This window comes from Cellulosilyticum sp. I15G10I2 (assembly GCF_900095725.1).
GTDB lineage: Bacteria > Bacillota > Clostridia > Lachnospirales > Cellulosilyticaceae > FMMP01.
On the sequence record NZ_FMMP01000028.1, the window covers coordinates 1 to 12623 of the forward strand.

Genomic DNA, 12623 nt, shown 5'->3' on the forward strand with positions numbered 1-12623 from the left:
ACGCGGCGTCGCTGCATCAGGCTTGCGCCCATTGTGCAATATTCCCCACTGCTGCCTCCCGTAGGAGTCTGGGCCGTGTCTCAGTCCCAGTGTGGCCGTTCACCCTCTCAGGCCGGCTATGGATCGTCGCCTTGGTGGGCTGTTATCTCACCAACTAGCTAATCCAACGCGGGTCCATCCTATGCTGATAAATCTTTGCTACCAAAGTCATGCGACCTCGGTAGATTATGCGGTATTAGCAACAATTTCTCGTTGTTATCCCCCTGCATAGGGCAGGTTACCCACGCGTTACTCACCCGTCCGCCACTAACTAAGAGAGCAAGCTCTCTTAGTCCGTTCGACTTGCATGTGTTAAGCACGCCGCCAGCGTTCATCCTGAGCCAGGATCAAACTCTCATATAAAAGTTTGTCCAACAACATTTAAGTTGCATTTGACTTAATTACTTGTACTTTTAAAGAACATCGCTATTCTTTAAGCACTTGATTCGAACTTTGTATAAAGTTCTTTTGAATCGACTGGTTTTATGGTTACTATTCTATTTTCAAAGTTCATTGAATTATGCAATATCAAGACTTTACGTCCCTTTGCTTGATGCCGTTAACTAGTAGCGACTTTTACTATTATACATGATTTTTGACACAAGTCAACACCTTTTTTTAAAAATCTTTTTATTTTTTTCTTATAGCCTTAGATACATTCATTAATATATGTCATTTCTCTAAAATTATACATAATTATTTAATACTTACTAGGTTACTCATCATGGCCTCTGTCGGAACACGTATCCATCATAATCTTGTACTGGATATCAAAAGTTGAAAAAACTATATACCGCTCTCCCCTTATAAAACCTACCATTACAAACGTAATCCCTCCATGGTATTTCCTGCTATTTTGAAATAATCTTGCATTTTTTCATCGTGATAACATTAAGATGCAGATATTTTCCTCATTCCATAAAACTCAGACACTAGGCAAGATATGGGTGATGACTTCAAAAATAGCATCCTCATCATTGCTTACAGTTAATAAATCTGCAGAATTTTTCGCACCTTCTGAAGCATTACGAGTAGCAATTCCTACTGTAGCCATTTTTATCATTTCAATATCGTTATCATAGTCTCCTATGGCTATAACCTTTTTATTCTGTGCCCCTGTAAGTTTAATAAGCTCTTTTAAAGCTGTTCCTTTTGACACCCCAAACGGCAGGATTTCAAGGTATGTCGGTACTGAGAATACTGTATGGATTACACCTTCTTCTAGTGTGCTTTTTAAATATGTATCACACTCTACTAGTTCTTCATGAATCCCATTTAAGATAATTTTCATCCATTCTTTATGTAAAATACTTTCGATATCTGATAATTTAAATGCTTGTTTTTCTGCCAATACTACTGGATCTACTCTTTTATCATGATTAACAATATAGATTGTTTCTGTTGTAAAAACTTGAATACATAACGTACTATACTGTTCTAAAATCCATTTTATAACATCAACTATTTTATCTTTATTTAAAAAACTGCAAGCTATAAATGCTTTCTTACCAAGATCATAAATTGCGCCGCCATTATAAAGTATACAAGCCTTATTAATACTTAATCCGTCTAAATAAGGCAATACATTTTGAACAGTTCTGCCTGTTGCTATAGTAAACTCTCCTCCTTGTGAAATGAAATCACGAATTGCCTCTTTATTTTTTTTTGAAATAGCTTTATTTGTTGTAATAAGTGTCCCATCTAAATCACTAATAAATAAAATGTCTTCATATTTTTTCAAATCATTCTCTCCAATCTATTATAATTTTTTAACCTTTATAGATAATAAAACTACTGTTTCTAATAAATTCTGTAGGTGAATTTTGTGTATACTTTTTAAATACATTGCAAAAATGCTTATATTCACTAAATCCTGTTAAATCTGAAACCTCATAAACACGGTAATTACCTGTATGTAAAAACTCAATAGCTTTTTGTATACGATATTTATTAAGCACCTCTAAAAACGTTTGAGATGTTTCTTCTTTAAATTTCCTGCTCAAGTAACTGGCGCTTACATTTAATGTCTCAGCGATTAATTCTATACTGACTTTCTTATTATAGTTTTCTTTTATTTGATTAATTGCTTCTATAACATAATAATTATATTGAGTGTTTGATTGAATATAAATATCTATGTCTATAAGATCAATAGCCTTTTTATCTTTTGTGCGTTCAATAATTTCATTATAAGCACGCTTTTCTTGGATTTCCTTTTTTAACTTCTGAATCACTTCAAAAAGCATCTCTTCATCCACAGGTTTTAAAAGGTATTCACATACTTGTAAATTGATAGCCTTTTGAGCATACTCAAACTCTGAATAACTAGTTAAAATAATACTTCTAAACGTATATATCTCTTTTGCCTTCTCAATCATTTCAATCCCGTTCATCTTCGGCATAATAATATCTGTTATGACAATATCTGGATTAAGTTTTTGGATTTTTTCAAGCCCCTCTTCACCGTTACAGGCTTCATCAATTACTAAACACCCCATTGCTATCCAGTCGATAGTATGTATAAATCCTTTTCTTATCATATCTTCATCTTCAACGACCAATACTCTCAGCATAACACTCACCTCTTTTATTGATAGGCAATATGATTCTTACAACTGTTCCTTCAAACTTTTCACTTCTAATATCAATGCCGTAATCTTCTCCATACATAAGTTTTACTCTTCTATGTACATTATACAGTCCAATATGCGAACTATTGTTTGTTGTTCCATTTAATATAGCTTTAATATGATTGAGATGCTCCTCCTCCATTCCTATCCCATCATCAAATATGACTATAATGAGTCTCTCTTCAACAAAACATACTTTAATTCTTATCTCAAGCGTATCTCTGCTTTCAAAACCATACTTAATGGCATTTTCAATGATTGGTTGAATAATTAGTTTAGGAACTATACAATTTTCAGTTCCCTCCTCAACACTCATAGTATAAGTAAAACGATTAGAAAACCGGTTTTTTTGTATCTGTAAATAATTTTTAGTGTATTCTAGATCCTCATTTATAGTTACATCACTAATATTACTACTAATGCTATAACGAAGTAACGTTGAAAGATTAACAATCATTTTACTGGCTGCCCCTGGATCCATTTTAGCCATATATTTAATGTGTTCTAATGTATTAAATAAGAAGTGGGGATTAAACTGTGACTCAAGTTGTTTAATTTCGGACATGATAGTCTGCCTTACTCTTTCTTCATTTGTAATAATGAGATTTTTAATACTGGCAAGCATCATATTATAAGATTCACCAATAATTTCAAACTCATCATAGGACTTTATATCAAGTATTACGTCTAAATTCCCTTGTTGCACTTCTTTAAATGCATCTACAATTCTATCTATAATACGAGTTTTTTCAAAAGCTATTTTTTTAGCGATTATAAATATAGCTAAAATGAGCATTGCAAATACTAAAATGAAAAATAATCCTACCCAAGTAAATACTGATAACAAACTGCCTAAGGGATTTATCGCATATATTGCAAGTCTATTTTGTAATATATGTTTTCTTAAAATATAATATTTATTTTTTTCCACTTTAGCATAGCCAATAGTATTTCTAAAATCTGGCTTTAATTTATCTAAAAAATTGCTATACACAGATGTAGTTGCTAAAAAAATATTATCATACCTATCCGTAACTACTATTTGACTTACAGAATTTCCTATGGATTTGATAAATTCTTCTCCGTATAAAACAAAAACAATATACCCTTTTATTACTTCTTGATTTATAATAGCTCTTCCGATAATAAGTTCAGTTACCTTTATATTATCCTTATAAACTTTGTTACATTCAAAAACAACATCATAAGGATTTTGTTTCATCCGCTTAATGATACCCCATGAAATATTATTGTCTTTCGTTACAAAACTAGGTATATTTTGCCTGCTTCCTACTAACATATCCGTGCTAGAATCAAAGATATAAAAATCTACCTTTTCTTTAATCTTATTAGTAAAAGAATAAAGTTCTTGATAAACATTAGTCTTTTGCTCAATATTATCTAATGACTTATAAAAATCGCCGCTTACGGCTATCTCATCTGTTTTATCAATAACTAATGATATAGTTTGCTCAAGTTCATAAGATATGTGGTCTATATTTTCCTTAGTTCGATAAATAATAGCATTATTCCAGATAAAAAACACTGCTAAATAACTCACAAAAGTAATAATTACAATAGGAATAAGGGCATAAACCACAAAAGTCTTCCTGATATCATTTCTAAAATCATTTCGTCTTTGATTGTTCATACCCTCACCTCATCTTATAAACTTTATTATATTATCTATGATTGCTTGTTTTTCATCTCTAAAGGCTAATTTCTTTGTTTCTTGAGAGCTTAAAGAAGATAACGAGCGAAATAACAGTCGTTAGTGTTAAAATGGTTGAAAGAGCCGCTGCCGTCCCATAGCTTGCACGGATAACCTCTGTATATATGGAAACTGACATCGTCTTAGTATTTCCAGTATACAGTATAATAGATGCACTTAGTTCATTAATAACCGTAATCCAACTTAGGATCGCCCCTGCCAAAACACCTGGCAGCATCATAACAGCTGTTACTTTAAAAAAAGTTCTGAGCGGCGAACACCCTAGACTTATAGAGGCTTCTTCCATGCTCGGACTGATTTGGTAAAGTATCGCCGCACTCGAGCGAAGTGTATAAGGTAAACGTCGTATAACATAAGCAATAATAATAATTAAAAAGCTTCCACTTAAAAGCACAGGCTTCTTATTAAATGCAAGAAGCAGTGTAATCCCAAGTACAGATCCTGGTATAATATACGGAAACATTGTTGTTGAATCAATAATTGAGGTTAATATGTTTTTTCTTCTTGTGGAGATATACGCAATAAACATACCCAATATAATGATAATAATAATTGCTATTAAACCGTATAAGTAGGTATTGGTAATAGCCTTCCCAAGATTTTTAAACACCATTTGATAGCTTTTTATTGAGAAACCTGCTACGAACATAGAACCCTTCGTCTTTAAAAATGAAGTATAAATAACAGTCAGCTGTGGTATAATCGCTAAAAATACAATGCTATAAATAAACGCATGTATAAATAGTGATTTTATTCCTGATATTTCTCTAGCTTGTATAGGTCTTAGGGAACTCATTGTAAATGACTTTCTATTCACCAAATACTTTTGTGCAATAAATAAAAGTGCAGTTATTAAAACCATTATAGTCGCCATCGCGGCTGCAAAATTAGCTTGCCCTCCTACCTCACTTATAAACTCTGAATATATAAGTACGGGCATTACGTTGTAGCCTTCTCCAATAAGCATCGGTGTTCCAAAGTCTGCAAGAGCATTCATAAACACCAGCAGTGAACCTGCTAATATAGTTGGCAATATCAAAGGTAATATAACAGTTATAACTTTTTTATAAGAATTACACCCCAAACTTTCTGCTGCTTCACTTAAAGATACATCTATCTTCTTTAAAGCACCTGATACATATAGGTAAATAAAAGGATATAGCTTTAATGTAAAAACGAGTAATATGCCTCCAAAACCATAAACCGACGGCATTTGAAAACCAAATAAGTTAGAAAAAAACTTTGTTAACACACCACTTCTGCCACCTAATAGTATCCATGAATAGGCTCCAATAAAAGGGGGTGAAAGCATAGATATAATAACCAGAATCTCTACTACTGCTTTCCCTTTTATTTTATAACTCGTCATAAAATAAGCCAGCGGTGCACCTATTGCTATTGCTAATAAGGTTACACAAATTGTTACACTAAAACTATTTAACATAGATTGATAATAGTATTTTTTTTGAAAAAACTTTATAAAATTATCTAAAGTAAGTGTTCCTGTTAATGGATCTTTAAAGGCACTTATGAATAATGATAATAAGGGATAAATTAAAAACAATGCAAAAAGCCCCATAATAATTAATGTTATAATATTCCAAAAGTCAAGTTTAAACTTATTTTTATTCATACTCAGGGGCCTCCTCAATTAGATTTTTTAACCCATCCTCAGTAAAAATATTTATCTTACTTGGATTAGGCCTTAATCTTATCTGCTCTCCCACCTCATAAGTTCTTTGTGCATGCCCTATATCTTGCGAAAATTCTATGCTTGGCTGCCCCGGAAGCAGCATCTCTTCATCAAATTCTACTTCATAATTAACATACTTGCCTAAGAAAGTTCTGCTTTTAATTTTAACCGCTAACCCTTGTTCACTTATTGAAAACTCTTCTGGTCTTACTGAAATAACAACAGGTATTTCCTCTTTATCTCTATGTAGTAGATTATTCATCTTAATCTTATAGCTATTTTCAAATGTTATTTCAGCCTCTCCTCCATTATTAAACAGCCTTCCTCTAAATAGATTTGAGTGACCTATAAAAGTAGATACAAAAACATTGGATGGACGAATATAAATCTGGTGTGGCTTTCCTATTTGTTGAATAACCCCATCTTTCATAACAGCTATCCTATCTGAAATAGCAAGTGCTTCTTCCTGATCGTGGGTAACATAAACTGTTGTAATACCTACTTCTTTTTGAATATCTCTTATAGCGCTACGCATCTCAACTCTTAGTTTTGCATCTAAGTTAGACAATGGTTCATCCATAAGCAAGACACTTGGATGAATAACAATAGATCTTGCTAGAGCAACCCGTTGTTGTTGTCCACCCGATAGTTTTTCAGGCAATCTATCTTGATAACCTTCAATTTTTACAACTTTTAGGATCCTATCAACTTTTTCATTCATTTCTGATTTTTTAATCTTTCTTAATTTTAAGCCATATTCTATGTTCTGTCTAACTGTAAGATGTGGAAAAATAGCATAATTTTGAAACACCATACCAATATTGCGTTTATGAGCAGGAATACTATTAATTATCGTATCACCAAATTTTATATTTCCACCTTCAATACTATTAAAACCGGCTATCATTCTAAGCAGAGTTGTTTTTCCACATCCTGATGGCCCAAGTAGTGTGAAAAACTCACCATTCTCTATTTGAACTGATAAATCAGGTATTACTGTAATATCTCCATATCTTTTAATTACATTTTCTACATTTATCGCCACACTCATCATACTTCCTCCTTATAAAATGAACCCACAACAAAAGTTGTTGTTGTGGGTTTAAAATATTATTTTTTACTTCACATACTATTGTGCACTTGTAAATATATCTTTAAATCTATCTAGCCATTCTTGCTTCTTAGCAATAACAACTTCTTGATCATCGTATATTAAGTTAATTTCTTCTATCTTTTTTAACCCATTAGGTGGTGCAACATCTTTTCTTACCGAGCGCCTGTTAAGTTGTTCAATAATAATTGTCTGAGCATCTTTCCCTGTGATAAAATCTATAAATTTCTTCGCATTTTCTAAGTTTTTAGCTTCTTTTATAATATAAACGCCGTCTGCTTTAGAAATAACCCCTTCTTTCATGTAAACAAGTTCTACAGGAGCGCCATCTGCTACATATTTGGCACCACCTTCTTCAAAGGTAAGTCCAACAGCATACTCTCCATCTGCTACCCCCTTATATACCGCCGAAGAGCCGCTAAGCAACTTACCATCAAGATTTTTACATAGTTTTTCTACGTAGTCCCATCCTTGTTCTGGTTCTCCATTTCCCATTGCATATAACATATTAATAAGATGTTCAAAAGACGAGGATGATTTAGAAGGATCACAATGTGCGATCTTTCCCTTTAGGGCTGGATTTAAGAGATCTTCATAGCCTTCGATCTTAATGTCACCTATTAAATTTTTATTAACCATAATAACACTTGGTATATCTGTAAATCTTGTTAAAGATCCCTCTGTATTTTTCATATTATCAAGTACATACTCTTCATTAATAGACTGATAATCTTCGAAAAGATCCTTTTTAGGTTCCATTGTTGATAAAGAACCACCCCAAAAGATATCTCCAAGCGCATTACCTTGCTCCGCCTCTACTCTTTTTAAAAGTTCTCCTGTTCCCGCTGCTACTACTTCTACCGAAACACCTGTTTGTGTTTCGAACTCACTAACAAGCGGATTAATAAATTCAAGAGGATGCGGGCAGTACACAACAAGATTCTTTGAGCCTGTATCCCCCCCTTTGTCTTGTGCCACTGCTTTTGTCTCTTTTTCTGTAGATGTTGATGTTGTCGATGTGTTTGTTTGTTTACTACTACAGCCTGTAAATGCTGTTGATAAAACCATAGCTGCTAAAAAAGCCGAAAATATTTTTTTCATGTACATTCCCCCATTTTTTAATAGATTTGCTAGTTACTAGATACCATAAGTTATCTTAACTCAATATTAAAGGTTTATCTGTATTTCCTCAATCCGAAAAAACTATTAAAATATACTAAAAAATGAACTATACAAAAAAATACAGCCTATGATTTTGAATCATAAGCTGTATTTCTATATTCTATTTATTCATTTTTACACCCATTGCTTGTGATACTGTCACAAATGAAAATTTGAAAGTGTTTTTCTTTCAACTTTTATATCTTATAAATTCTCAATTACGCAGTTCGCAAACTCTGCGCCTGTTGCCCCATCACTTCTTCCTGTCATTTTAACAGTATCATTTGCAGTTTTGAGTGCATTTAATACTTGATCAGCTTTTTGTGGATAGCCAATGTGACGAAGCAGGAGTTCTGCAGCTTTAATCATACTTGCTGGATTTGCATAAATTTGTCGTCCAGTTTCAAGCATTCTTGGCGCACTCCCATGAATTGCTTCAAACATCGAATATCTATTGCCAACGTTAGCACTTCCAGCAGTACCTACGCCACCTTGTATCTGTGCAGCTTCATCCGTAATAATGTCTCCGTATAAGTTTGGAAGTACAAATACTTCATACTGACTTCTAACCTTTTCATTAATAAGGTTTGCTGAAATGATATCTACAAACCAGTCATCTACTTGAATCTCTGGGTAGTCTTTAGCTACGTCATAGCAAATTTCTAAGAATTTACCATCTGTTTTTTTAAGAATATTAGCCTTTGTAATAATTGCTACGCTCTTTTTACCATTGTTGCGGGCAAAATCAAAAGCCGCTTTCGCAATTCTTCTTGTCCCTTGAGTTGTTATTACCTTAAAATCAAAAGACATATCTTCATCAATAGCAATACCTTTGCTTCCAAGTGCATATTCACCCTCTGTATTTTCACGGAAGAAAGTCCAGTCAATCCCTTCTTCTGGTACAGCTACAGGCCTTACGTTAGCAAATAAATCAAGTTCACGTCTCATTGCAACGTTTGCACTTTCAATATTAGGACCATCACCTTTGCTTGGTGTTGTTGTAGGCCCTTTAAGAATAACATGACAAGCTTTTATTTCTGCAAGTACATCATCTGGAATTGCTTTATTAACTGCTATACGATTTTCTATAGTAAGACCCTCTATTTGTCTAAATTCAATTTTTCCGCTTTCAACATCTTCTTTAAGTACTGCACGAAGTACTCTTTCTGCTTCTGCTGTAATAGCTGGGCCTATACCATCTCCGCCACAGCATCCAATAATGATTTTATCAAGCTTCGCGTAATCAACAACCTCTGTATCCTCTTTCATTCTTGCAACGCGAGCAAGTTGCTCTTCCACTACTTTAGTAAAATGCTCTTTAGCAGCTTGTATTTTATCCATCTCACTAACCTCCTGATCTATTCTCTTAGTATTTTAGAATCCGCTAATATTATACCAAACTTTATACTATATTGTCCAATTTGTCCCAATTCTATTTCAATCTGCTTCGATATCTTAATATAAATAAATTACTAACTGTACAGATTTTGTACTAAATAATCATTAATAAATCCTTCAAGTTCTTCATCGCTCATCACAGTAATACGACCTTCGTCATACTCTTTATCTACCCATTCTTTAATCTTCAAGCAAAGCGGATGACTTTTTTCTAAATCTTTCAGCATAGGGAACTTTGTGTTTGTATTAATCCAATGTGCAATGCCAGCAAGTCCTGAAGTATTACTAATAGACACTCTTACAGGTCTATTTAAAAATTTATCTGTATCAAAAATATTATAAATCTCTTCATTTTTAAGCAGTCCATCCGCATGAATACCTGCACGGGTTACATTAAAGTTTTTACCTACAAATGGTGTTCTTTCTGGTATTTTTTCTCCTATTTCATGTTCAAAATACTCTGCAAGTTCAGTAATAACCGTAGTATCCATCCCATCTAAAGTCCCTCTTAGTTGAGCGTATTCAAACACCATCGCTTCAAGAGGGGTATTACCTGTTCTTTCACCTATTCCAAATAAAGAGCAGTTTACCGCGCTGCATCCATATAACCACGCTGTAGTTGAATTGGCTACTGCACGGTAGAAATCATTATGACCATGCCATTCGATCCATTCGTTGGGAACACCGCCATATTGATGCAGTGCAAATATTATTCCTGGTACACTTCTTGGAATCATTGCTCCAGGATATCCTACGCCATATCCCATTGTATCACATGCACGAATTTTAATTTGAACACCTGTCTCTTCACTTAATTTCATAAGTTCTCTTACAAAAGGCACAATAAAGTTATAAATATCTGCTCGTGTTATATCCTCAAAATGACATCGTGGTATAACACCCTTTTCAATACATTGTTTTACGATTTTAGTATAATGTGCAATAGCTTCTGATCTTTTCATATGTAATTTGTGGAATATGTGATAATCAGAGCAACTAACAAGTATCCCTGTCTCTTTAATGCCCATTTGTTTAACCAGTTCAAAATCTTTTTCTGAGGCTCTAATCCATGATGTAATTTGTGGGAATTCATAGCCAAGTTCCATACATTTATAAACAGCTTTTCTATCCTTTTCACTGTATAAGAAAAATTCGCTTTGTCTGATGACCCCTTGCGGGCCACTTAATTTATTAAGCAATTTATAAATATGAACAATCTGTTCTGTTGTATAGGGTGCTCTTGACTGCTGCCCATCTCTAAAGGTCGTATCTGTGATAACTATTTCTTCTGGCATTATCATAGGCACACGCACATTATTGAATGCTATCTTAGGAATTTCGTCATATGGGTAAAATTCTCTAAACATATTAGCCTCTTCACGTTCTTCTAATTTATACCTATATTCAGGACTTTCAAGTAAATTAGACCGCTTATTTAGTTCAAACACTTTATCACCCCTGCACTTTTTAGTTTACAATCCTTTAATTGTCGCACAATTCACCTATGTATAATTGTATACAATTATACTCTTTCTGTCAATAATTTGCTTTTAAAATATTAATTAGATTTCTTAATTTTTTATTTTTAAAAAAATGATTTACAAGAGTAACATTTTTTACCATATTACATACTATATTATGGAAGATACATTAAAAAGAAAATAAGTGATTTTTATCCATTTCTTTAATTTTATTGAAATTTGAAAAAAATAATACAAGCGATAGAAAAAAATAATTTTTTTCCCTTTTTTGGTAATTCAAGTCATTTTTTTAAACTTAGTTTAATACAATAAAATATGTAAGATATATAAGGAGGTCTAATATGTCCGGCTTCAGCGGATGCTATGATTATGGGCCCGCTTCATATAACACATGTGGTTCACCTTCTCATAGCGATTATAAAGGATCTTGGTTACTCCCTGTACTACTTATACTTGCAGCTTTCTTCTTCTGTGGTGGTCTTAGCTGGATATTGATTTTACTTGGTATTATTTTATTATTTGGAAAAGAGTTATTTAATTTTATTATTTAATATAGGAGGTAAATATAATGGATGATAGTAGAATTTTTGCAGGTAATACACTTTGGATATGGATACTTTTAGCATTCCTACTTTTTAGCAACTATGGTCGTGGCGGTGCTGGCGTAGGCGGTATCTTTGGTGGTGGCGGCCTTGAGTGTGCATTCCCTAATTTATTTGGTTGTGGTGGAAATACTTGGATGTGGATTATTATAGCTGTTCTTGCTTACATGCTTTTAGCTGGCGACGGCTGTGGCGCAGGCATATTCCGCAACGAAATTCAATAACATATTTTACTGCATTATTAGCACGCTAATTACTAGAGAGGCATAATAAAAGGAGATAGCCTAATGGCTACCTCCTTTTATTATGCCCTTATTTACTCCCCTTTTTCTATCGCTGTTATTAACTTAAAAAGAATTAACTTATAAGTTAATTTTTTTAGACTTTCTCTATCCTTGTTTTCATCCCTATATAAATTGGATAACATCTCATAATCCTTAAAACTTCTTTCAATCATATCATTATAAATTATTAAATCTATAACAAATTCAAGCATCTTCTTTTCTTCACTCATAAAAGGAATAAGTGCTCTAATCAGTTGTGCTTCCTTACATAGATTTTCTTTACACTCTTGCCTATAGCCATTAATTTTACTTTTCAAATCAGATATGTATGTTTTATCCATATACCCCCATATAAGAGAAGCTATTTCATTTAAGTCCCTTTCTAAATTTAAAGTAACCAATTCTTTTTCCATCACTTATCAACTCTTTCAAATATTATTTCACTAATATTTTATTCTGTACGTCTTATAAAAATAACTTAATTAGTTCTAA

At 33.0% G+C, this 12623-nt stretch carries 11 protein-coding genes and 1 rRNA gene; 2 read left to right on the forward strand and 10 right to left on the reverse strand.

Annotation, left to right across the window (positions count from 1 at the left end):
• From BN3326_RS18890 to BN3326_RS18930, 9 genes are all read right to left on the reverse strand, one after another.
• A 16S ribosomal RNA gene (locus BN3326_RS18890) occupies window positions 1-402 on the reverse strand; the annotation flags it as partial.
• 562 nt (window positions 403-964) lie between these two features.
• Window positions 965-1780 carry an HAD family hydrolase gene (locus tag BN3326_RS18895; protein ID WP_070000813.1) on the reverse strand — a complete coding sequence of 272 codons (816 nt, stop codon included), beginning with the start codon at window positions 1778-1780 and terminating at the stop codon, window positions 965-967.
• Window positions 1781-1808: 28 nt separating this feature from the next.
• Window positions 1809-2612 (reverse strand): response regulator transcription factor, encoded by an 804-nt coding sequence (locus tag BN3326_RS18900; RefSeq protein WP_070000814.1) that lies wholly within the window; start codon window positions 2610-2612, stop codon window positions 1809-1811.
• The gene (locus BN3326_RS18905) at window positions 2590-4320 is read right to left on the reverse strand and encodes a sensor histidine kinase (protein WP_070000815.1); all 1731 of its coding nucleotides are present in this window, start codon (window positions 4318-4320) and stop codon (window positions 2590-2592) included. The genes BN3326_RS18900 and BN3326_RS18905 overlap by 23 nt, the downstream gene beginning before the upstream one ends.
• A 58-nt stretch (window positions 4321-4378) precedes the next feature.
• On the reverse strand, window positions 4379-6034 hold the full coding sequence (locus tag BN3326_RS18910; RefSeq protein ID WP_070000816.1) for an ABC transporter permease: 1656 nt from the start codon (window positions 6032-6034) through the stop codon (window positions 4379-4381).
• The gene (locus tag BN3326_RS18915; protein WP_070000817.1) at window positions 6027-7145 is read right to left on the reverse strand and encodes an ABC transporter ATP-binding protein; all 1119 of its coding nucleotides are present in this window, start codon (window positions 7143-7145) and stop codon (window positions 6027-6029) included. Before BN3326_RS18915 ends, BN3326_RS18910 begins: the two co-directional genes overlap by 8 nt.
• Before the next feature lie 78 nt (window positions 7146-7223).
• Window positions 7224-8312, reverse strand: coding sequence for an ABC transporter substrate-binding protein (locus BN3326_RS18920; protein WP_070000818.1), 1089 nt, complete (start codon window positions 8310-8312; stop codon window positions 7224-7226).
• Between the two features lie 258 nt (window positions 8313-8570).
• Window positions 8571-9707, reverse strand: a complete 1137-nt coding sequence (locus BN3326_RS18925) for an isocitrate/isopropylmalate family dehydrogenase (RefSeq protein ID WP_070000819.1) — start codon at window positions 9705-9707, stop codon at window positions 8571-8573.
• A 131-nt stretch (window positions 9708-9838) separates the two neighbouring features.
• The gene (locus BN3326_RS18930) at window positions 9839-11212 is read right to left on the reverse strand and encodes a beta/alpha barrel domain-containing protein (RefSeq protein WP_070000820.1); all 1374 of its coding nucleotides are present in this window, start codon (window positions 11210-11212) and stop codon (window positions 9839-9841) included.
• Between the two features lie 374 nt (window positions 11213-11586).
• Here BN3326_RS18930 and BN3326_RS18935 point away from each other — a divergent pair, with 374 nt between their 5' ends.
• Window positions 11587-11796: a hypothetical protein gene (locus BN3326_RS18935; RefSeq protein WP_070000821.1), complete on the forward strand. Its 210-nt coding sequence runs from the start codon at window positions 11587-11589 to the stop codon at window positions 11794-11796.
• 17 nt (window positions 11797-11813) lie between these two features.
• Window positions 11814-12071: a hypothetical protein gene (locus tag BN3326_RS18940; protein WP_070000822.1), complete on the forward strand. Its 258-nt coding sequence runs from the start codon at window positions 11814-11816 to the stop codon at window positions 12069-12071.
• Between the two features lie 92 nt (window positions 12072-12163).
• Here the strand turns inward: BN3326_RS18940 and BN3326_RS18945 are convergent, their stop codons facing one another.
• On the reverse strand, window positions 12164-12544 hold the full coding sequence (locus BN3326_RS18945; protein ID WP_070000823.1) for a hypothetical protein: 381 nt from the start codon (window positions 12542-12544) through the stop codon (window positions 12164-12166).
• Between the last annotated feature and the right edge of the window lie 79 nt (window positions 12545-12623).

Coding starts and splice junctions, on each gene's coding strand:
- BN3326_RS18935 (WP_070000821.1), top strand. CDS start 11,587: ATGTCCGGCTTCAGCGGATGCTATGATTATGGGCCCGCTTCATATAAC.
- BN3326_RS18940 (WP_070000822.1), top strand. CDS start 11,814: ATGGATGATAGTAGAATTTTTGCAGGTAATACACTTTGGATATGGATA.
- BN3326_RS18905 (WP_070000815.1), bottom strand. CDS start 4,320: ATGAACAATCAAAGACGAAATGATTTTAGAAATGATATCAGGAAGACT.
- BN3326_RS18945 (WP_070000823.1), bottom strand. CDS start 12,544: ATGGAAAAAGAATTGGTTACTTTAAATTTAGAAAGGGACTTAAATGAA.
- BN3326_RS18910 (WP_070000816.1), bottom strand. CDS start 6,034: ATGAATAAAAATAAGTTTAAACTTGACTTTTGGAATATTATAACATTA.
- BN3326_RS18915 (WP_070000817.1), bottom strand. CDS start 7,145: ATGAGTGTGGCGATAAATGTAGAAAATGTAATTAAAAGATATGGAGAT.
- BN3326_RS18900 (WP_070000814.1), bottom strand. CDS start 2,612: ATGCTGAGAGTATTGGTCGTTGAAGATGAAGATATGATAAGAAAAGGA.
- BN3326_RS18925 (WP_070000819.1), bottom strand. CDS start 9,707: ATGGATAAAATACAAGCTGCTAAAGAGCATTTTACTAAAGTAGTGGAA.
- BN3326_RS18920 (WP_070000818.1), bottom strand. CDS start 8,312: ATGTACATGAAAAAAATATTTTCGGCTTTTTTAGCAGCTATGGTTTTA.